At 36.2% G+C, this 20,512-nt stretch carries 16 protein-coding genes; 6 read left to right on the top strand and 10 right to left on the bottom strand.

The window, feature by feature from the left end; translation table 11 throughout:
* Positions 1 to 17: 17 nt before the first annotated feature.
* Both ACZ2G0_RS07770 and ACZ2G0_RS07765 read right to left on the bottom strand, forming a co-directional pair.
* On the bottom strand, positions 18 to 932 hold the full coding sequence (locus ACZ2G0_RS07770) for a MerR family transcriptional regulator (protein ID WP_300285329.1): 915 nt from the start codon (positions 930 to 932) through the stop codon (positions 18 to 20).
* 75 nt (positions 933 to 1,007) lie between these two features.
* A complete protein-coding gene (locus ACZ2G0_RS07765; RefSeq protein ID WP_470309751.1) occupies positions 1,008 to 1,970 on the bottom strand; it encodes an ion channel in 963 nt (320 codons plus the stop codon).
* A gap of 235 nt (positions 1,971 to 2,205) precedes the next feature.
* On the opposite strand from ACZ2G0_RS07765, the gene ACZ2G0_RS07760 reads away from it, so the two are divergent.
* From ACZ2G0_RS07760 to ACZ2G0_RS07750, 3 genes are all read left to right on the top strand, one after another.
* Positions 2,206 to 2,889, top strand: a complete 684-nt coding sequence (locus ACZ2G0_RS07760) for a nitroreductase family protein (RefSeq protein WP_470309750.1) — start codon at positions 2,206 to 2,208, stop codon at positions 2,887 to 2,889.
* 84 nt (positions 2,890 to 2,973) lie between these two features.
* On the top strand, positions 2,974 to 3,831 hold the full coding sequence (locus ACZ2G0_RS07755; RefSeq protein ID WP_470309749.1) for a DUF808 domain-containing protein: 858 nt from the start codon (positions 2,974 to 2,976) through the stop codon (positions 3,829 to 3,831).
* Positions 3,832 to 3,865: 34 nt separating this feature from the next.
* Positions 3,866 to 5,056: a retropepsin-like aspartic protease gene (locus ACZ2G0_RS07750; RefSeq protein ID WP_470309748.1), complete on the top strand. Its 1,191-nt coding sequence runs from the start codon at positions 3,866 to 3,868 to the stop codon at positions 5,054 to 5,056.
* A gap of 68 nt (positions 5,057 to 5,124) precedes the next feature.
* Here ACZ2G0_RS07750 and ACZ2G0_RS07745 read toward each other — a convergent pair whose 3' ends face one another.
* Positions 5,125 to 6,306 carry an alginate lyase family protein gene (locus tag ACZ2G0_RS07745; RefSeq protein WP_470309747.1) on the bottom strand — a complete coding sequence of 394 codons (1,182 nt, stop codon included), beginning with the start codon at positions 6,304 to 6,306 and terminating at the stop codon, positions 5,125 to 5,127.
* A gap of 298 nt (positions 6,307 to 6,604) precedes the next feature.
* Here ACZ2G0_RS07745 and ACZ2G0_RS07740 point away from each other — a divergent pair, with 298 nt between their 5' ends.
* Positions 6,605 to 9,031 carry a zinc-dependent metalloprotease gene (locus ACZ2G0_RS07740; protein WP_470309746.1) on the top strand — a complete coding sequence of 809 codons (2,427 nt, stop codon included), beginning with the start codon at positions 6,605 to 6,607 and terminating at the stop codon, positions 9,029 to 9,031.
* 104 nt (positions 9,032 to 9,135) lie between these two features.
* Here ACZ2G0_RS07740 and carB read toward each other — a convergent pair whose 3' ends face one another.
* Both carB and rpmH read right to left on the bottom strand, forming a co-directional pair.
* Positions 9,136 to 11,988 (bottom strand): carbamoyl-phosphate synthase large subunit, encoded by a 2,853-nt coding sequence (carB, locus tag ACZ2G0_RS07735; protein WP_470309744.1) that lies wholly within the window; start codon positions 11,986 to 11,988, stop codon positions 9,136 to 9,138.
* Positions 11,989 to 12,156: 168 nt separating this feature from the next.
* Entirely contained in the window at positions 12,157 to 12,318 is a 162-nt protein-coding gene (gene rpmH, locus ACZ2G0_RS07730; RefSeq protein WP_008464848.1) for a 50S ribosomal protein L34, read from the bottom strand.
* Positions 12,319 to 12,484: 166 nt separating this feature from the next.
* On the opposite strand from rpmH, the gene ACZ2G0_RS07725 reads away from it, so the two are divergent.
* Positions 12,485 to 13,000 carry a DUF2892 domain-containing protein gene (locus tag ACZ2G0_RS07725; RefSeq protein WP_470309743.1) on the top strand — a complete coding sequence of 172 codons (516 nt, stop codon included), beginning with the start codon at positions 12,485 to 12,487 and terminating at the stop codon, positions 12,998 to 13,000.
* A 69-nt stretch (positions 13,001 to 13,069) separates the two neighbouring features.
* Here the strand turns inward: ACZ2G0_RS07725 and ACZ2G0_RS07720 are convergent, their stop codons facing one another.
* Both ACZ2G0_RS07720 and ACZ2G0_RS07715 read right to left on the bottom strand, forming a co-directional pair.
* A complete protein-coding gene (locus ACZ2G0_RS07720) occupies positions 13,070 to 13,978 on the bottom strand; it encodes a lytic transglycosylase domain-containing protein (protein ID WP_470309742.1) in 909 nt (302 codons plus the stop codon).
* A 36-nt stretch (positions 13,979 to 14,014) separates the two neighbouring features.
* Entirely contained in the window at positions 14,015 to 14,671 is a 657-nt protein-coding gene (locus tag ACZ2G0_RS07715) for a lipase family protein (RefSeq protein ID WP_300288257.1), read from the bottom strand.
* A 426-nt stretch (positions 14,672 to 15,097) separates the two neighbouring features.
* Here ACZ2G0_RS07715 and ACZ2G0_RS07710 point away from each other — a divergent pair, with 426 nt between their 5' ends.
* Positions 15,098 to 15,382 (top strand): GNAT family N-acetyltransferase, encoded by a 285-nt coding sequence (locus ACZ2G0_RS07710; protein WP_470309834.1) that lies wholly within the window; start codon positions 15,098 to 15,100, stop codon positions 15,380 to 15,382.
* 61 nt (positions 15,383 to 15,443) lie between these two features.
* Here ACZ2G0_RS07710 and ACZ2G0_RS07705 read toward each other — a convergent pair whose 3' ends face one another.
* From ACZ2G0_RS07705 to ACZ2G0_RS07695, 3 genes are all read right to left on the bottom strand, one after another.
* Positions 15,444 to 17,078: an ABC-F family ATP-binding cassette domain-containing protein gene (locus ACZ2G0_RS07705; RefSeq protein WP_470309741.1), complete on the bottom strand. Its 1,635-nt coding sequence runs from the start codon at positions 17,076 to 17,078 to the stop codon at positions 15,444 to 15,446.
* A 163-nt stretch (positions 17,079 to 17,241) separates the two neighbouring features.
* On the bottom strand, positions 17,242 to 18,702 hold the full coding sequence (locus ACZ2G0_RS07700) for an alanine/glycine:cation symporter family protein (RefSeq protein WP_470309740.1): 1,461 nt from the start codon (positions 18,700 to 18,702) through the stop codon (positions 17,242 to 17,244).
* A 307-nt stretch (positions 18,703 to 19,009) separates the two neighbouring features.
* A complete protein-coding gene (locus tag ACZ2G0_RS07695) occupies positions 19,010 to 20,185 on the bottom strand; it encodes a GlmU family protein (RefSeq protein ID WP_470309739.1) in 1,176 nt (391 codons plus the stop codon).
* Positions 20,186 to 20,512 lie beyond the last annotated feature (327 nt).

The raw sequence follows: 20,512 nt of genomic DNA, 5'->3' as shown, positions 1-20,512 counted from the left end.
TTGTCTAGCAAATATAATTAATCGTTAAACAAATTTTCAATATTTTCTGTTAATTCTTTGATAGAATTATAGACTGTTATCTGCTCTGACAGACCTTTACGGTCTAAAAACTCGACTAATCTACCGGTTAGCCATAATTCGGTTTTATCGTCTAATAAAGTATCAGTCATTTCTTGAACGTATTCGTTGATAATGCCGCGATCCGGTTGTACTGTAAAAAACGATACGAAAACTATCGATTCGAAATGTTTCTTTAGTTCTTTCAAACTTTCAATTGGCATACTCTCACCTAAGTAGATACTTTTGTACCCGCTAAGCAAAATTTCATAATGCAAATACATTAATCCCAATTCGTGAATTTCGTTCATTGGAAGTGACAACACAAATACTTTTCCTTTTTTAGTGCGTTCCAATTGCTGCAACTTTTCAGAGTTTACCAACAACTTCTGTTTAATGAGGTAACTCACAAAATGTTCATGCGCCGGAGATATGGTATCTGTTTGCCACAATAAGCCTAACTCATTCAATAAAGGAATGAATATTTGATGAAAAATTTCTTTAAAAGACTTTTCTTCAATCAACCAGTTATAAGTGTTTAAAAAAAGTTCCTGATCAAAATTCATCATCGCCATTTTAAACGCACTGATAGCATGACTCTTCGCGTTTTTAGACGTAACGATTTCACGTACTAACGAGGGGATTTTTTCCTCAGGATAGGAAGCGATTTTAGATATTTTATAACCGTATTCGTGCAACAAAGTGATGTTTAACAATTTTTGTAAACTTGCTAAGTCGTACAATCGAATGTTAGTATCTGTTCGCATCGGTTGCAATACATTGTACCTTTTCTCCCAGATGCGAATAGTATGCGCTTTGATCCCTGAAAGGTTTTCAAGATCCTTGATACTAAAGACATTTTTTACATTGTTCATCTTTTTTCCGTATTTGATAAACAAATGTAAAACAAAATATACTGAAAATGGGTAAAATGGGTAAAAATAATTCTGTTATGGTAGTGTTACAGCATTAAATTCGTTCAATTTATCAAGGTATAACACTGTTTTTGAGTTATCTAGGCTTCGCGCATACATGGGTGTGAACTTAGCGCCGTACACCACTTCATCAAAAGTGTAAGAAGATCTTGTAGCCACTGTGGCACTAAACATATCGTCGAACGTTTTAATAAAAACCAATATTTCGCCGTGGATCGCTTTAAAATCATTTTCTGTTAGTTGATACAAAGGACTTTCTTCAGTAATAGGATGCACTAAGGTCCAACTTAAGGTAAGGGCGCTAATTTGAGATAATTCTAAGTCCAATTGATAAAATTTATTAGCCAAAACACCATTTTCCATGATACTCATCCCCAAAGTCATTTGCGCCTCAGCATCGGTAAAATTAGTATTCTTAAATGGAGACAAGCGAATCATTAAAGCAGTTCCCTCACCATAAGGAGCAATTAGCGCGTTGTGGGAAAACTTTAAAAAAGCAGTGGGTTTACTGAAACGCCCAAAAAACAAACCGGTGGCGATGGCAAAACTCAATAATCCCATCAAAGCTTCGGCTGCTGACAAAGCACTGGCTAAGAATCCTGTTGGACTAATATGTCCGTATCCCACAGTCGTAAAGGTTTGTGCACTAAAAAAATAAGCTTGACCAAACTTAACGAGTTCACTGTCAGTACTCGTAATACCATCAAGATGTTCAATACCAATAACATAATAAATCGTAGCGAAAACAAAATTGATACTGATGTAAAAGGTCAGAATAATAAACATAAACCGCCAAGCATTCATATCAATCATGGTATGGTACCAACTAGTGCGATGAAAAAGGTGCATTCCTACTTTTTCTACATTTGCTTTACCATCTTTATTAATAAATCGTCCACCATAACTACTTGAATTCGTTCCAAATCCCGAATTTTTGTCGGCTTTGGCATTCTGATTTATTCTTTCTACGTTCTCCATTACTATTTACTTTTCAGCAGTAAAAATAGTCAAAATGATTGTATAAAAGGTGTCGGATTTGCGCTGAAATAAATAATAGCAAACGAAACTCCAATTGCAATCACATCGCAAGAACATTGCTCGAATTCGTATTAAAAAGAAAAAGACCTACTCCCAACTACCGATCAAAAGCACAACTTAATTTATTTTTGAAATAAATAAAGTTATATTTGAGGAGACAAAAAAAGCAATAAAAATGCCTACTAAAAAATTAATCGACAACCATCCTTATATTAGTTACAGTAAATCAATCGTATCAGACCAAGAGATGCTCGATAAAGCACAGTCTTTTTATGAAAAGATGGACAGCCGCCGTTCGGTTCGCGAATTTTCTGATCGCCCGATTGCTCGCGAGGTAATCGAGAACATCATAAAAACTGCTTCGACGGCGCCCTCTGGAGCACACAAACAACCTTGGACTTTTTGCGTTATCGCTAATCCCGAAATAAAAAAACAAATCAGGATTACAGCCGAGGAGGAAGAAAAAGCAAGTTACGAATCCAGAATGTCTAACGAATGGTTGGACGATTTAAAACCACTAGGAACCGATTGGCAAAAGCCATTTTTGGAAATCGCACCTTACCTCATCATTGTTTTTAGACGTATTTACGAATTTGGCGAAGACGGAAAAAAGAAAAACAACTATTACGTTCAGGAAAGTGTAGGTCTTGCAGCAGGATTTTTACTTGCTGCCATACACGATGCCGGTTTAGTTTCCTTGACGCACACGCCAAGCCCAATGAATTTCATTACTAAAATACTAGATCGCCCGGAAAACGAAAAGCCATTTTTACTGATTCCTGTTGGCTATCCAGCAGCTGAATGTTGGGTTCCTGATTTAGAGAGAAAGAGCCTAGAAGAGGTTTGCGTATTTTATTAACTTTTAACTTTCACAAAACATCACAACTCTAATCCGGACATAAGAGTCTTGGATTAGTGTTCTAATTATTAAACTTACAACTATATGGCTTCAGGATTTTTTGCATTATTAGATGATATTGCCGCACTTATGGATGACGTAGCAGTACTAACCAAAGTTGCCACTAAAAAAACGGCGGGAATACTTGGTGATGACTTGGCTGTAAATGCTGAGAAAGCATCTGGTTTTGTGTCTTCAAGAGAGATTCCAGTTTTATGGGCGATTACTAAAGGTTCTTTATTGAACAAACTCATCATTTTACCCTTTGCATTTTTATTGAGTGCATTCGCCCCAATTGCTATAACTATCATTTTAATCCTTGGTGCATTGTACCTTGCTTACGAAGGAGTTGAAAAAATATATGAATATGTAGTTCCCCACGACCATGGAGAAAGCAAAATCACTATTGAACCCTTAACAGAAGAGCAAATTTTACTGGTAGAAAAAGACAAAATTAAATCGGCAATTGTAACCGACTTTATACTTTCGGTAGAAATTGTGATTATTGCACTAGGAGAAGTATTGAGTGAGCCCTTAATCAAACAAATTTTAGTGGTCACTTTTATCGCTATCATAGCAACTGTAGGTGTGTACGGAATTGTAGCCTTAATTGTCAGAATGGATGATGCTGGAACCAAATTACAGACGAAAAAGAGCGGTGTGCTTCAAAAAATTGGTGGTGTTCTAATTTTGGCTTTGCCAAAAGTAATTAAAGCCTTAGCATTTATTGGAACAATTGCTTTGTTACTAGTTGCTGGCGGTATTTTTGCTCATAATATTCCCTTCTTTCATCATCTATTTGAAAGTTTACCAGACACGGTAAGAGAATTTATTTTTGGGCTGATTGGTGGTGTACTCACTTTAGCAGTTGTACTCCTATTTAAAAAAGTATTTAAGAAATAAGTACCTCTACCATCTATAAACAATCTACGCTCCAATGTTATACTCAATAGTTAAGAAAAATATCATTTGCTTTGCAGTACTACTGCTTTCGATTAATTGTACTTCACAAAAAATCACACTTAATCAAGGAATTGTAAAAGAGCAAAACTATTACGCTGAAATTCCTTTTGAATACGTCAATGGTAAAATTATAATTCCGGTTACGATTGAAAGCTACGTATATCGGTTCATGCTAGATACTGGCGCGCCAAATTGCATTACTTTGAAACTTAAAAATAGTTTAAGCGCTAAAGTTATCCAACAACTTCCTATCACAGATGCTAACAACACCAAATCATCAATGGATGTTGTTGCCTTACCTGAACTAACTATTGGCGGAATTACATTTCAAAATTCAGTTGCATTGGCCTATACTAATGAAAAAAATATAATTTTTGATTGTTTTGAAATTGATGGCTTTATTGGTAGTAATCTTTTAAGAAACTCGATTCTGCAAATTGATACTAACAAGAAAGTAATTCGAATTACTAATGATATAACTAAAGTAACAACTAATAAAAAAAACGGTAGCAAGATTACATTAATAGGTAATCAAAGTAGTCCTTATATATGGATACGACTTAACGGCAAAAAATCTGCAAAAGAACAAGTATTACTTGACACCGGAATGAAAGGTTTTTACGATTTGTCTAATCGAGCTTACGATGTTTTTAAAGATAAAACTGAAATCGAATTACTAAATACAGGCAATGGTTCTAGTTCTTTAGGGATGTTCGAAAATAAAAAGAGTGATGACCTCTACAGAGTACGTGTTCCTGAATTAACAATAGCTAATGCGAAATTCATTAATGTCATTACAACAACAACTAGCGATAAAAACTCCCGAATAGGAATGGATTTTTTAGAACATGGAATCGGGACGCTCGACTATAAAAATAAAAAGTTCTATTATTCGGCCTATAATGATACAACTGATTTGAGTGAAGCAACACTACCTTTTACGCCAACAATACTAAATAACAAACTATCAGTAGGAGTTGTCTGGGATGAAAAATTAAAAGAAAAAACAAAAAGTGGTGATGAAATTATTGAGTTGAATGGTGTCAATTATGAGCAATACGCCATATGCGATTTGATCACCAAACCTTCTATTTTTAAAGATATAGTACTTAGGGATTTCGTTATAAGAAAAGCAGACGGATCTGTGCTAAAAGTGAATCTGTAAACCTAGTAATCTATATCATTCATAAAAAAGCCTCGAAAGAATATTTCGAGGCTTTTTACTTTTTAAAACTAATAGAGAAGCGCTTCTGTACTCGTTTTTGCTTTCGCTAATTCAGATTTATAATACTTTGAATACAGCGGTTTCTCCAGCATTTGATCTACACGATACAGTTGCCAGCATAATTTTTCTTGTACTTCATCCCACTCTTTTATTTGCTGATAAGGGAATGATGTTACTGCTGTACCTATAAACGGTGACAAAAAATCAATTGCTTTGAGTATACTTCGTCCATCTGCTGATTCAGCATGAAGTAAATCGACTTGTACGACCTTGGCTATTTGTGCCATATCTAAAAAATGCGTTAGATTAAAAACCGAATATCCAAAAGCTGTAGTTCGTTCTAGTTCCAGCGGTTGAGCACCATTTGGCATGATTTGCGTAAATAATCTGTTAGAAGCAAATTGATCTACTACTTTTTTAGCGAGTTCATGATTCCCTATAAAAATAGCGTAGCGTGCTAATTGAACATCAAATGCAGTACCATGATTGTTTTTGGCTAACTGTTCTTCAGAAGCTACAGATGAAGTCTGTAACCAATTTACATAGGTCACAAACCATTCTTTAATTGCTTTTTGATCATTTTCATGAAATGCCTTTGAGCCCTTTAGTAATTCTAGTCCGTCTAACATTTCTAGAAACGAATAGGTATCTAATACACCTTCTCCTCGACCCAATCCCTCACGAATACCAGGAATCGTTTGTCCGTAATTCATATTGGGATTCATCTTAGTCTCAGGGTTGATAAACCAAATTCTCAAATTATCTACTGCTTTTTGGGCATATTTCTCATCAGCTGTTAAGTAAAAAGCTACTGCTAAAGTCTCGACACTTTTGGCAAAATTACTCAACGGTATGCGGTCTAGTTTTTCGATTTCAGGATTGGACTGTCCATCTTTCCTGATATAGGGTAAGCCATCACTCTTGGTTGGGTCAGGCCACCAATAACGGCCCATACTCATATAATCGTGCTTGTCTCCACTGGAAGGCGTCATTTGCTTATCCATTACAGTGACAATGCGTTTCGACAGCATTTTATTGGCCGCAGCTGTTCTCATTAAAGATGCTGCAGATGGAGTTTCCTTTGCCTTTTGAAGCGTATTCATGTTCCATACAACAACTTGTGCTTGAGCTGCTGCACAAAAACACAGAAACAAAGCCACGAACAAAATACTAATACTATTTTTTATCATTTTAATTTAATTTCGTACCTGGCTAATATAAAAAATATAATTGGTTAACCAATTATATACACTTAAAATATACTCCTTCAAAATGTCACGCTTTCAATTTCTTTTGGTAAAACAGTAAAAATAGTAGGCCACGACTAGGCATTTAGAAAATACCCCACTGCAAATCCTTCTCAAAAAATAAGCAAGATTTTAATTATATTTGAAAGGATAAATTCACAAACCATCAAGAAATCAATTTCTGATGGAATCTAATCCACAACTAAACGAATACTTTTGAACCATCTATAAACAAACCACAATGAAACATCATTTACTTCGGTTGCTAGTACTGCTCCTTTTTCTACCCACTTTTGTTAGAGCACAAACAACTTCAATTGCAGAAAAAACTAAGAACATGACCGCTTACAATGGCTATAAACTTTTTTACAGGGAAGAATCGACCGGTAAAATATGGCTTCAAATTGATGAGTTTGATAAAGAATTCTTATACCAAACCTCCTTACCCGCTGGCTTAGGATCCAACGACATTGGACTTGACCGAGGTAAAATTGGCTCTACAGCTATCGTGAAATTCAATCGAGTTGGTAACAAAATATTAATGATACAACCCAACTATTCCTTCCGTGCGATTACTAATGATGTCGCTGAAAAAAGAGCAGTTGAACAATCCTTTGCGCAATCAACCATCTGGGGATTTAGCGTTGCTGCAGAGACTAAAGGCAGTGTACTTGTAGATATTACCTCCTTCCTGATGCAGGATGCTTTAAAAATAAGTGCCATTTTACAAAGTAACAATCAAGGAAGTTACTCGATTGATGACAGCCGAACTGCCTTATATCTAGAGCGCACGAAAAACTTTCCTTTAAATTCGGAATTCGAAACTACACTAACTTTTGTAAATAAAAGTGGTAAATCAGGCCGATTTGTAAATGAAGTAGCTCCAAATAGTGATGCGATCAGTGTACGTATTCATCATTCCTTTGTGCAATTGCCCGATGACAAGTTCGAAACTCGTTTGTACGATGCGCGATCTCCCTATATCACTAATTCCTACTATGATTACAGCACTCCCATTGGAGAACCACTCCAAAAAAACTTTATCATTCGCCATCGTTTACAGAAAAAAGAACCAGCAGCGCAGCAAAGTGAAGCCGTAAAACCAATAATTTACTATTTAGATAATGGCGTTCCCGAACCGATACGATCTGCCTTACTTGAAGGTGCTAGCTGGTGGAATCAAGCTTTTGAATCCGCTGGATATACTAATGCCTTTCAAGTAAAAATACTACCCGAAGATGCTGACCCAATGGACCTACGCTATAACATGATTAATTGGGTACATCGATCTACTAGAGGCTGGAGTTATGGCTACTCCGTTGTTGACCCTCGAACTGGAGAAATCCTGAAAGGCAATGTCAGCTTAGGTTCGTTGCGTGTTCGACAAGATTATCTAATTGCACAAGGTTTACTTTCGCCTTTTGAGAATGAGAATGTAACCGCAGATAATAAGATGGCGCAAATGGCACTACAACGCTTAAAGCAATTAGCGGCTCACGAGATTGGACATACTTTAGGAATTATGCACAACTACATTTCTAGTACGCAAAACAGAGCTAGTGTTATGGATTATCCGCCGCCCTTAGTAACTATCAATAGTAACGACGAGATTGACCTATCAAATGCTTACACTAACGAAATTGGAGATTGGGATAAAGTTAGTATCCAATACGGTTACCAACAATTTCCAAAAGGCAGTAACGAAGCCGTTGCCTTAAACCAAATTCTTACTGATGCTGCTGCAAAAGGATTAACGTTTATTTCAGATAGAGATGCTCGCGATCCAGGCAGTTTACATCCAAATGCTCACTTGTGGGATACCGGTAATGATGCCGTTGCAGAGCTAAATAGAGTTATGAAAGTTCGAGCAAAAGCCTTGTCAAAATTTGGAATAAACAGCATCAGCAAGGGTACTCCAATGGCGCTACTTGAAGACGTGTTAGTTCCTGTTTATCTATTTCACCGCTATCAAGTTGAAGCTGCCACAAAAGTTATTGGAGGACAATACTATTCGTACGCGATCAAAGGAGATGGACAGGTAATAACAAAAGCTGTTTCCAAGGAGGAACAACTAAAAGCATTGGATGCTGTACTAAACTGTATGGATCCTAAAGCATTAGCACTGCCGCAAAGGATACTTAGTTTGATTCCGCCTCGTCCAGCAAACTACGAGTATACTAATGAACTATTCAATCGAAAAACAGGCTTAGCTTTTGATCCATTGGCAGCCGCTGAAGCCGCTAGCGATATTCCACTATCGTTTTTATTCAATACAAAACGATTGAATAGATTAGTGGAGTATCAAGTTGAAAACAACGGACTAGGAATTGATGCCTTTATTGAAGTGCTAACCTCCAAACTTTGGAATCAGAAAAAAGCAGCTGGTCTAGAAGGATTAATCCAACAGCAAAACGAGCAAATGTTACTTACCTATTTACTTGCGGTCTCGGTAAATGACGACGCTTCATTTGCTACAAAAGCTGCGCTATTAAAAGCAATTGACGACATCAAAAAAAATGCGACAACCCAACTTAAAAGGACCAAAGAGGAAGCTCGAAAAGGCTACTTACTGCTAACACTCGAGCGAATTAAAGCACCCGAGAAAGCCAAAGCCACTTTACACGAAACGGCTCCTCCAGGATCGCCTATAGGTTGCGAAATCTACTAAATAACAAACTAACACTGCATTTAAGGATATAATTTACCGTCCTAACAGAATAAATAAAACTAAAAAAGCCCCGAATGGGGCTTTTTATGATAGTAAATGAATCGTTATTTACTTAAGTACATTTTTCTTCTAGAGTACAATTCGTAGAATTGATCGTCTTTTAAGTCATCAATAAACAAGATACTTTCTCCGGTTGATTTCATCTCTGGACCTAATGCTTTGTTTACATTATGGAACTTACTAAAAGAGAAAACCGGTTGCTTGATGGCAAATCCTTTCAATTGTGGGTTAAACGTAAAGTCGGTTACTTTATTGTGCCCTAACATTACTTTAGTCGCATAATTTACATAAGGTTCTCCGTAGGCTTTCGCAATAAATGGAACCGTACGAGAGGCTCTTGGGTTGGCCTCAATAATATAAACTGTATCATCTTTGATAGCAAACTGGATATTGATTAAACCTACTGTTTTTAATCCCAAAGCTATTTTCTTAGTATGGTCTTTTATTTGTTGCATCACGAACTCACCTAGATTAAACGGTGGCAAAGTAGCGTTACTGTCTCCAGAGTGCACTCCGCATGGTTCGATATGTTCCATAATTCCGATAATGTATACGTTTTCACCATCGCAAATGGCATCGGCTTCCGCCTCAATTGCTCCATCAAGATAATGATCTAACAGTAATTTATTTCCAGGAATCGTTTTTAGCAAGTTTACAACATGCTCTTCTAACTCTTGTTTGTTGATTACAATTTTCATTCCTTGACCTCCCAATACATAAGAAGGACGAATCAATAACGGAAAGTCTAAGGTATCTGCAAGGGCTGCTGCTTCATCAGCTGTTTCAGCAATTCCGAATTGTGGAAATGGAATTTCTAACTCGGTTAATAAATCAGAAAAACGTCCTCTGTCTTCGGCTAAATCCAGTGCATCAAAACTAGTACCAATGATTTTTACACCGTATTTCGATAATTTCTCGGCTAATTTCAGAGCAGTTTGTCCACCTAGCTGCACGATAACACCTTCCGGTTTTTCATGCTGGATGATATCATAAATATGTTCCCAGAAAACCGGTTCGAAGTACAATTTATCGGCGGTATCAAAGTCGGTCGAAACTGTTTCAGGATTACAGTTGATCATGATTGTTTCGTACCCGCATTCTTTTGCGGCAAGCACTCCGTGTACACAAGAGTAATCAAATTCGATTCCCTGACCAATTCTATTTGGCCCTGAGCCCAAGACAATAATTTTCTTTTTATCGGTAACCACACTCTCGTTATCTACATAACGCGTTCCGTCGGCTTTTTCAATTTCAGCTTCAAAAGTCGAATAGTAGTAAGGTGTTTTAGCTTTAAATTCGGCTGCACAAGTATCTACTAGTTTAAAAACACGGTTGATATTCATGTCCATACGCTTGGTATGTACCGCGCTTTCAAGACAGCCCATCATGTGTGCGATTTGTCTATCGGCAAAACCTTTTTGTTTCGCTTCCAGCAAAAGCTCCTTCGGTAAACTATCTACTTTAAAATTTGAAATTTCTTTCTCCAGTGTGTATAATTCTTCATATTGCTTCAAGAACCACATATCGATTTTAGTGATTTCGTGAATACGGCTCAAAGGAATTCCTAGAGCGATCGCATCATAAATTACAAAAACACGATCCCAACTTGCATAGGTTAATTTCTCAATAATTTGCTCATAGTTGGTGTAGCCTTTTCCGTCAGCGCCCAAACCATTTCGTTTAATTTCAAGAGATTGAGTCGCTTTATGAAGCGCTTCTTGGAACGAGCGTCCAATTCCCATCACTTCACCTACGGATTTCATTTGAAGTCCTAATGTTCTATCAGCGCCTTCAAATTTATCAAAGTTCCAACGCGGAATTTTAACAATCACATAGTCTAAAGTTGGCTCGAATAAAGCCGAAGTCGACTTGGTGATTTGGTTTTCTAACTCATCTAAATTGTACCCTAAAGCTAGTTTAGATGCTATTTTTGCAATTGGGTACCCGGTTGCTTTTGAAGCTAAGGCAGAGGAACGAGATACACGTGGATTAATTTCAATTGCCACAATATCCTCTTTTTCATCAGGTGAAACTGCAAATTGCACGTTACAACCTCCTGCAAAGTTCCCGATACTTCTCATCATCAAGATTGCATAATCACGCATTTTCTGGAAAGTAGTATCCGATAATGTCATTGCTGGCGCCACTGTAATCGAATCTCCCGTATGAATACCCATTGGGTCCATATTTTCGATCGAGCAAATGATCACCACATTGTCATTTTTATCGCGTAACAATTCTAATTCATACTCTTTCCATCCCATCAACGCCTTGTCAATTAAAACCTCGTGGATAGGTGATGCTTCCAAACCTCTTGTAAGCAGTTCGTCAAAATCTTCCTTTTTGTATACAATCGCCGCTCCAGTACCTCCAAGGGTAAATGAAGGACGAATAACTAAAGGAAAACCATATTCTTGTGCAATTTCCTTTCCTCTAAGGTAAGAAGTACAAATTTCAGCTGGAGCTGAAGGCACATTTATTTTTTTAAGCAATTGCTTGAATTGCTCTCTATCTTCGGTAATATTGATGGCGTTTACATCAACACCAATCATTTTTACATTAAAATCAGCCCAAATCCCTTTTTCTTCTGCTTCCAAACACAAGTTTAAAGCTGTTTGCCCACCCATTGTAGGTAAAACAGCGTCAATTTGAGGATGCGCTTTTAAGATTTCGATTATGGATTTTGTCGTCAAAGGCTTTAGGTAAATATGATCGGCCATAGAAGGATCGGTCATAATAGTAGCAGGATTTGAATTGATCAAAATAACTTCAATTCCCTCTTCACGTATCGAACGTGCTGATTGTGATCCTGCGTAATCGAATTCACATGCTTGACCAATAACGATAGGCCCTGAGCCTATAATTAAAACGGATTTAATGGATAAGTCTTTTGGCATTTTTTTGTAATTATTGTGTTGTTGAAGTAGTTAATTATTTAGAAAATCCAACCCTAAATTTGGGTGCAACAATCTTAAAATGTTGAGATTAGCTTTTTTTTGTCCCGACAAGGTATAAAAAAAGGCGATACTAAAAAAAGTAACGCCTTAAATATGTTCATTCAAACATTATTTTTTGTGTCTTGGTTCACTAGAAACAGTCAACTTATGTCTTCCTTTAGCTCTTCTACGCGCAAGAACTTTTCTTCCATTAGCAGAAGCCATTCTGTCCATAAATCCGTGCTTATTTCTTCTTTTTCTTTTCGATGGTTGAAATGTTCTTTTGCTCATTGCTTTGTATCTTTAAAATCTTGTTTATATGACTATCTACTTTTGAGATAACTGTTACCTCAAAACCGAGTGCAAATATACAAAGACTTTTTTTTCATGCAAGTAGTTTTATAAAAATATTTTTAATTCCTTTTACTATCTTTGCAATCTTAAATAATCACATACTATGTTAAACAAAAATATCAAACTTATTATTGCGGGACTTATTGTAATCGTTAGCATTTGGCAATTTACAGAGAACAATATTGGTAACGGAATTTTCCTTCTACTATTAACTGTCTTTCCAATTTTCTTGTATTTCAAAAACGAATTCATCCTTTTAGCTTTCTTAAAACTAAGAAAACAAGATTTTGAAGGCGCAAAAAAATGGTTGTCCTTCATCAAAAAACCAGAATCAGCCTTAGTTAAAAAGCAACAAGGGTATTTTAATTACCTACACGGTATCATGCTTTCGCAAACAAATATCAACCAAGCTGAGAAATATTTCAAAAAAGCGATTGAACTAGGTTTATCAATGGATATGGACTTAGCAGTAGCTAAATTAAACCTAGCTGGTGTTGCCATGTCAAGAAGAAGAAAACTAGAAGCGACAACCTTATTAAATGAGGCAAAAAGGCTCGACAAACAAAACATGTTGAAAGAACAGATCACGATGATGAAAGATCAAATGAAAAAAATATAATTAGAAAAGGGCAAAATGATATCATTTTGCCCTTTTTTTATTTACTAACTTTCCTTTTATTAAAAAGGATCAAAACCCGCTTAACGGAATTTCGATTATATATTTTTTACGTGAATCGTTTTCCAGTCGAATACTCCTTAACCAAGGATTGTATATTTTTAAGGTCTTATAGTTAATCCCTTGCGCCTTTGCAAAAGTTACAAGATTAGCAATAGAACGATTTACCACCACCTTTTTAGTTGGAATCATAGTGTATTTATCTTTGGCAGCAACTTCAAATCCAAATTTTTCAGGATTATTCATTATTTCCTTCAAAGCCATAATCCTAAAGAGATAACGCCCCGTTTCTTCATTCATATACAAATCGTAGTAGCTGGTTTCTTTTTGAAAATCAAGTAAATTTTGCACTCCTACTAACCCTCTATTGTACGAAGCAGCGGCTAAAGTCCAAGAACCAAACTTAGCTTTAGCATTTAATAAAAAGTCACATGCCGCTTGGGTCGCTTTGGCTAAATGGTACCTTTCATCTACATTATCATTCACTTCAAGTCCCATATCTCGTCCTGTTTGTGGCATGAATTGCCAAACACCGCGAGCACCCGCTTTTGAAACCACATTAACTAAACCGCTTTCGATAACCGCTAAATATTTAAAATCATCAGGAACGCCATTCTTTTTCAGAATTGGTTCAATTACAGGAAAAGATCGGTTGGCACGTTTTAAAGCCAAAATCGTATAGGAATGATAATTCTTATTTACGATCAATTCACGATCAAATCGCTCTTTAACATCTTCTACTTCTAATGGAGCTTGTTCCCCTGCAAAATTTATAGTCGCAGGAAAGTAGTCTGCTAATTTTTCTTTTTTTACTTCGACCTTGACCGCTTTGTCCGGCTCAGCCTTTTGGCATGCAACCACAAAAATCACCAATCCAACCACAACCACCAATCTACTTTTTAACATTTTACTTTTTTTCATTTTTATCTCCACCTTCTCCTTGGGCACTATTTATTCCTAACTCAGAATAATATCGGGTAAATTTTCATTTAACCATTTGTATTTACTTAAAATCATAATGTGCGTACCTCCTTTTACAATCGTACAATTAGCGATATATTTAATCGGAAAAACATCGTCTAAATCGCCGTGAATATGAACAACACTTTCGTCAATTACTTCTCGATCCCATAGTACCACCTTTTCGACAGCCCACTCCAGATAGCCTATATCGCGTACCGATAAGAACTTTTCATATAACTTAATTCGTTGATTAATTTTTTCGCCAAAAGAAAATTTCGCCAAATTCTCAATGTTAAGAATCAAACTCATTGGGATTAATTTATACGCCTTGGTGGTTTTAGCAATTTTTAGCCTACGAGGAAACTCTGAATTCGACCGCACACTAGAAATAATAATCACCTTTCTTGCTTTAATATGCTTAGCCATTTCTTGGACTAAAATACCACCAAAGGAAACCCCCACCAAAACTGGCATTTCATGGGTAATTTTGTCCGCAATCCTTTTTGCATACTCCGTTAGAGATTCTTTGGGTAACGGAATCTCCCATTCCAGTAAATGCATTTCAAATACTTCTTTTGAAAGTTCAATTCTCTCAAATATAGCTGAACTTGCCGCTAAACCGGGCATAAAATAAACATGGATTTTATTCATAATCTTTCGCTCTTTTCGGGCTTTAGTGGAACTTTTTGCAGCAATTTTGTGTAAAAATAATTCTTTTATTACATCTTAGCTCACTATCAAATAGATATTAGCAATTAAATTGCACTGCGGTTTTTTTATTACTACAATTGTTTAGTGTTTACACCCAAATGTTCTTCCGTTTTGGTACCGTCTAGCTTTACAGCAAAAGGTCGTATTGCAAGCTCATAATGTTACTCTAAAACAATTTGATATTGATAATCAAAATGATACCTTTGTAAGGAAGCGTTGCGCTTTTAAAAAAGAAAAATAACAAAACGAAACGATAACGCAACCGATCGTATCGTTCCAGCAGAGAAGGCAATAGATATAAAGTAAATTAGCTAGTAGTAATCCAACTTTATGGGAAAGCAAATAAATCATATGCACCAAATTAAAATGGAAATCAAAGACAACACATTCGCCCGACAGTTTGAAACAACAATTGAAGAGGAACTTATTTCGATAGAATATTCCTTTCAAGAGAAGAAAATATTTCTAACCAAAATTAATACGCCTGAGACTTTCACAAACGATGCTTTCATTGACGCTTTCCTAAAAGCAATAATGGAAGATGCAGAAGAACGCAAACTTAAAGTAGTCCCAATCCTTCCTAGAATAGTAGTATTCTTTAAAAAGAATCCAATTTACAAAGAGCTGTTACCACCAGGAATTCGCTTATAAAAAAGAAAAGAGCATTTAATACCAAATCAAATGCTCTTTTTAATTTATTGAAAAATTTCTATTATTTTTCGATTTCTCGCATGCTTTCCATTTTCTTGTTAGCTAAGAAGCCAGTAATATCCTCAAAGTGCTCGATAACTCTTTTATTTTTAAATTCAAAAACTTTAGTCGCTAAACCATCTAAGAAATCCCTATCGTGTGACACTAATATTAGCGTTCCATCAAAATCTCTTAGAGCGTCTTTAATGATATCTTTAGTCTTCATGTCCAAGTGATTCGAAGGCTCATCCAGTATTAAAAGATTTACGGGTTCTAGCAACAATTTTATCATTGCCAAACGCGTTTTTTCTCCTCCTGAAAGCACTTTCACTTTTTTAGTAATATCATCACCATGAAACATAAAAGCACCTAGGATGTTTTTAATTTGCGTTCGTACATCACCTACAGCAATATCATCGATAGTTTCGAAGATTGTCGCGTTTTCATCCAATAAAGAGGCTTGATTTTGAGCAAAATACCCAATTTGAGCATTGTGACCAATTTCTAAAACACCACCATCAATTTCCAATTCTTTCATAATTGCTTTGATCATGGTCGATTTACCTTCTCCATTTTTACCCACAAAAGCTACCTTCTCGCCTCTTTCAATAACGATATTTGCGTTTTTAAAAACTACATGATCACCGTAAGCCTTATCCAATTCTTTTACAATAACAGGATATTGTCCTGAACGTGCTGCAGCAGGGAATTTCAATTTCAATGCCGAGTTATCCACCTCATCTACTTGAACGATAACAAGTTTTTCAAGCATCTTCACACGAGATTGTACCGCATCCGTTTTAGAGAATGTCCCTTTAAATCGATCAATAAAGGTTCTATTGTCAGCAATCATGCGCTGTTGCTCATCGTATGCTTTTTGCTGATGTACGCGGCGGTCTTTACGCAATTCTAGGTAGTGAGAGTATTTCGCTTTATAATCGTAAATACGTCCCATTGTAACCTCAATGGTACGATTAGTAATATTATCTACAAACGCTCTATCGTGCGAAATAACTACCACTGCTTTTGCTTCATTGATCAAAAACTCCTCTAACCATTGAATACTTTCGATATCCATGTGGTTCGTTGGCTCATCAAGCAAAATCAAGTCTGGTTTTTGTAAAAGAATTTTAGCTAATTCGATACGCATTCTCCATCCTCCTGAAAACTCCGAAGTTTGGCGTGTAAAATCTTCTCTTTCGAAACCAAGACCAGTCAATATCTTTTCTACTTCAGCCTCGTAATTAACCTCTTCGATTGCGTAGTACTTCTCACTTAAATCGGATACTCTTTCGATTAACTTCATATAAGCATCACTTTCGTAATCTGTACGAATTGTTAATTGCTCATTAATTTCATCAATCTCCGCTTTCATACCTAAAATTTCGCCAAATGCTTTTGAAGTTTCCTCCATTACAGTTGCACCGTCGGTGGTAAGCAAGTGTTGTGGCAAATAAGCTACTACGGCTTCCTTAGGCGCAGATACACTTCCGGTTGAAGGCTTAGATTGACCCGCAATGATTTTTAATAGTGTCGATTTTCCGGCACCATTTTTTCCCATTAAGGCAATTTTATCATTTTCATTTATTGCAAAAGAAAGATCGCTAAAAAGCGTTGTGCCACCAAAATTTACTGAAATATCGTTAACTGTAATCATTATAATGTGAATTTGAAGATTCGGCCTTTAATTGAAACTAAACCGAGGTATTTAAAAAAATGCAAAGATAGCGTAAATAACTAGTTTTTTGACATAAAAAAAAGCTTCTAGAAACGAGTCCAATCACTAGTTTCTAGAAGCTCTATCAATTATAAATCACCAATTACTCTGGGTGCTTATTGATCGAATTCCAAATATGAGCATTTTCTACTCCTATGTCCAATGGATTAAAGACAGGATCTTTTCCCGCTTTCTTTTGCTTCTCGTAATCTTTTAAGGCTAATAAAGCCGGTTTTTGCAGCAATATAATGGCAATAATATTAAACCAAGCCATCAAACCTACTCCTAAATCACCAATATCCCAAGCTAATTTAGCTTGATTGATAGAACCATACATAATAACAAGCATCATAACCACTTTTAAAACATGGTTATAAATAGGCGAACTAAAGTTTCTAGTTAGATATGAAATATTAGTCTCAGCTATATAGTAATACGCCAAAATAGTGGTGAAGGCAAAAAAGAATAGCGCTATTGCAACAAAGTAAGAACCAAAACCAGGCAAAACACTATCCATAGCAGATTGCGTAAACCCAGGTCCTACAGAAACATTCTCAGCACCATTGTACAAAAACTCCGAAACTCCATTAGAACCAAAAGCGGGATTTTGCACATTGTATTTTCCTGTAATTAACAACATAAAACCAGTAGCAGAACATACTAATAAGGTATCTATATAAACCGAAAAAGATTGTACCAATCCTTGCTTGGTAGGATGCGAAACATTAGCAGCAGCTGCAATGTGTGGAGCAGTTCCCTGACCCGCTTCGTTAGAATATATTCCTCTTTTAACACCCCATTGAATTGCTAAACCAAATACGGCTCCAAAACCAGCTTCCATATTAAAAGCACTTTTAAATACCAAGGCTACAACTCCAGGCAGTTGATCAAAATCGATTGCAATAATAACCAAGACAATCAAAATGTATCCTATCGCCATTATAGGAACTATGAATTCAGTGAATTTAGCAATACGTTTTACACCACCAAAAACGATAGCTCCAAAAATAGCTGCTACAATCAGACCCGAAACCCAAGTATCCAATTGAAAAGCATTCTGAATTCCGTCAGCTACTGAATTCGCTTGTACTCCTGGCAATAGTAATCCTGCTGAAATAACCGAAACAACGGCAAACAAAATTCCAAACCATTTTACTCCTAATCCTCTTTCTATATAAAATGCAGGACCGCCTCGAAACTGTCCTAGGTGTTTTTCTTTATAAATTTGTGCCAATGTTGCCTCTACAAATGCAGTACTAGCGCCCAAGAAAGCCACCATCCACATCCAAAACATCGCTCCCGGACCACCAAAAGCAATTGCTGTAGCAACACCAGCGATATTTCCTGTACCTACTCTTCCCGCAAGGGACATTGCTAAAGCTTGAAAAGAAGAAACTCCAGACTCTGAACTTTTACCATCAAATAATAATCGGAACATTTCTTTGATATGACGCAATTGTAAAAAACGTGTTCTAATAGAAAAATACAATCCTGTTCCTAAACACAAAACAATTAAAGCATTACTCCATACTATACCATTCAATACTCCAATGATCTCTTCCATAAATAAATTTTAAATTAATAATTATTAAAAAATCAGCAAAAAGCAATCTTTCCCAATTTTATTTTATAAAAATAGCACTAAATAAAAGAAAAAACTACAAAACAGAATAAAAACAAAGCATCACAGCTAAACTCTTAAATATAAATACTATTTGTAAAAACCAGATATTTTGAACAATACCTATTTTTTTAAGACTTTTAAAAAACAATAGCCTTACTAATAGCGAGAGAGTGACACAACACCATAAAAAAACTGCCGTACTATTTCAATGCGGCAGTTTCGATATATTTATTACAAAAGGGAACAATTATTCCTTTCTCCATTTTTTAGTTTCCTCAAAAACATGCTCTAAAATAGCGGCTTCTTGCTCGTCAAACTCCATATTACGGCGACTCATAACAATTCGAGCGGTTTCAAAAGCTTTTTTAGTTATGTAAGTGGTAAAGCCCGAAGCTCCTCCCCATGAAAAACTAGGAACAAAATTGCGAGGAAAACCACTTCCAAAAATATTAGCACTCACTCCAATTACGGTTCCGGTATTAAACATCGTATTGATACCACATTTACTGTGATCTCCCATCATCAAACCACAAAACTGCAATCCCGTTTTAGCAAATCCCTCTTTTTCATAACTCCATAATTTTACTTCTTCGTAATTATTTTTAAGATTCGAATTATTACTATCTGCACCAATGTTACACCATTCACCTAAAACTGCATTTCCTAAAAATCCATCGTGCCCTTTGTTAGAATAAGCCGAGATTACAGAATTATTAACCTCTCCCCCTACTCTCGAATGTTGACCAACAGTCGTTGCACCATAAATTTTGGTAGCCAATTTAACCACAGCATGATCGCATAACGCAAAAGGACCTCTAATTACAGAACCTTCCATAATCTCGGCATCTTTACCAATATAGATAGGACCTGTACTTGCATTTAGCGTAACAAACTCCAACTTAGCACCTGCTTCAATAAAAATATTTTCGGGTGCAATTACATTTACCGATACTGGAATGGACTGCGAAACCCTGTCAGCGGTTATAAAATCAAAATCTTGTTGGATTGCCTCAGCATTCTTTGAAAAAATATCCCAAGTATTCATAACTGTTATAGCTTCTCCTTCATATTCCAAAATTTCATAATCATCAAAATCGACTCCTTCTTGATCTTCGGTAGTATAAAAAGCCACCACATCTTCACCTTTAAATATGGCTTGGTTTACACCTAAATCACAAATCATATCAACCAAAACAGGTGTCGGCAAAAAAGAAGCGTTGATCATAACATTTTCCTCTAATTCAACCATCGGATACTTATCTGATAGATATTCCTCAGTTAAGGTGGTGGTTGTAGAACCCAGATGCATCTCCCATTTTTGACGAATAGTCACTATCCCAATCAAAATATCCGCCACGGGGCGTGTAAAAGTAAAAGGCAATAAAGCGTTACGAGCAGGTCCATCAAAAAGTATGTAATTCATTTTATAAAGTTTCAAAGTTAGGAACAGCCAAAGTTACAAAGTTTTTGCTTGATTTTGCTTTTCATTATCGAATCACACGGGCTTTCTTAAATATAACGACAATCGCACTTCATCTTTTTAGAAACAACAGTATTACTATAGTTGACCGTCTGAACTTGTCCGTCTGAACTTGTCGAAGACCTTTGGATAAAAACAGTAGACTACCAATTTGAGAATACTAAAAAATCACACCACAAGTCATCGACCTCAACTATAAACAACAACATCACTACAGCTGTCCGTCTGAGCTTGTCCGTCTGAGCTTGTCCGTCTGAGCTTGTCGAAGAC

This window comes from Flavobacterium sp. KKT103 (assembly GCF_055640565.1).
This window is presented reverse-complemented; position numbering and strand designations above follow the sequence as displayed.

What these genes read in the sequence shown, in the direction of transcription:
- ACZ2G0_RS07770 (WP_300285329.1), bottom strand. Translation starts at nt 932, where the DNA reads ATGAACAATGTAAAAAATGTCTTTAGTATCAAGGATCTTGAAAACCTT.
- ACZ2G0_RS07765 (WP_470309751.1), bottom strand. Translation starts at nt 1,970, where the DNA reads ATGGAGAACGTAGAAAGAATAAATCAGAATGCCAAAGCCGACAAAAAT.
- ACZ2G0_RS07760 (WP_470309750.1), top strand. Translation starts at nt 2,206, where the DNA reads ATGCCTACTAAAAAATTAATCGACAACCATCCTTATATTAGTTACAGT.
- ACZ2G0_RS07755 (WP_470309749.1), top strand. Translation starts at nt 2,974, where the DNA reads ATGGCTTCAGGATTTTTTGCATTATTAGATGATATTGCCGCACTTATG.
- ACZ2G0_RS07750 (WP_470309748.1), top strand. Translation starts at nt 3,866, where the DNA reads ATGTTATACTCAATAGTTAAGAAAAATATCATTTGCTTTGCAGTACTA.
- ACZ2G0_RS07745 (WP_470309747.1), bottom strand. Translation starts at nt 6,306, where the DNA reads ATGATAAAAAATAGTATTAGTATTTTGTTCGTGGCTTTGTTTCTGTGT.
- ACZ2G0_RS07740 (WP_470309746.1), top strand. Translation starts at nt 6,605, where the DNA reads ATGAAACATCATTTACTTCGGTTGCTAGTACTGCTCCTTTTTCTACCC.
- carB (WP_470309744.1), bottom strand. Translation starts at nt 11,988, where the DNA reads ATGCCAAAAGACTTATCCATTAAATCCGTTTTAATTATAGGCTCAGGG.
- rpmH (WP_008464848.1), bottom strand. Translation starts at nt 12,318, where the DNA reads ATGAGCAAAAGAACATTTCAACCATCGAAAAGAAAAAGAAGAAATAAG.
- ACZ2G0_RS07725 (WP_470309743.1), top strand. Translation starts at nt 12,485, where the DNA reads ATGTTAAACAAAAATATCAAACTTATTATTGCGGGACTTATTGTAATC.
- ACZ2G0_RS07720 (WP_470309742.1), bottom strand. Translation starts at nt 13,978, where the DNA reads ATGAAAAAAAGTAAAATGTTAAAAAGTAGATTGGTGGTTGTGGTTGGA.
- ACZ2G0_RS07715 (WP_300288257.1), bottom strand. Translation starts at nt 14,671, where the DNA reads ATGAATAAAATCCATGTTTATTTTATGCCCGGTTTAGCGGCAAGTTCA.
- ACZ2G0_RS07710 (WP_470309834.1), top strand. Translation starts at nt 15,098, where the DNA reads ATGGAAATCAAAGACAACACATTCGCCCGACAGTTTGAAACAACAATT.
- ACZ2G0_RS07705 (WP_470309741.1), bottom strand. Translation starts at nt 17,078, where the DNA reads ATGATTACAGTTAACGATATTTCAGTAAATTTTGGTGGCACAACGCTT.
- ACZ2G0_RS07700 (WP_470309740.1), bottom strand. Translation starts at nt 18,702, where the DNA reads ATGGAAGAGATCATTGGAGTATTGAATGGTATAGTATGGAGTAATGCT.
- ACZ2G0_RS07695 (WP_470309739.1), bottom strand. Translation starts at nt 20,185, where the DNA reads ATGAATTACATACTTTTTGATGGACCTGCTCGTAACGCTTTATTGCCT.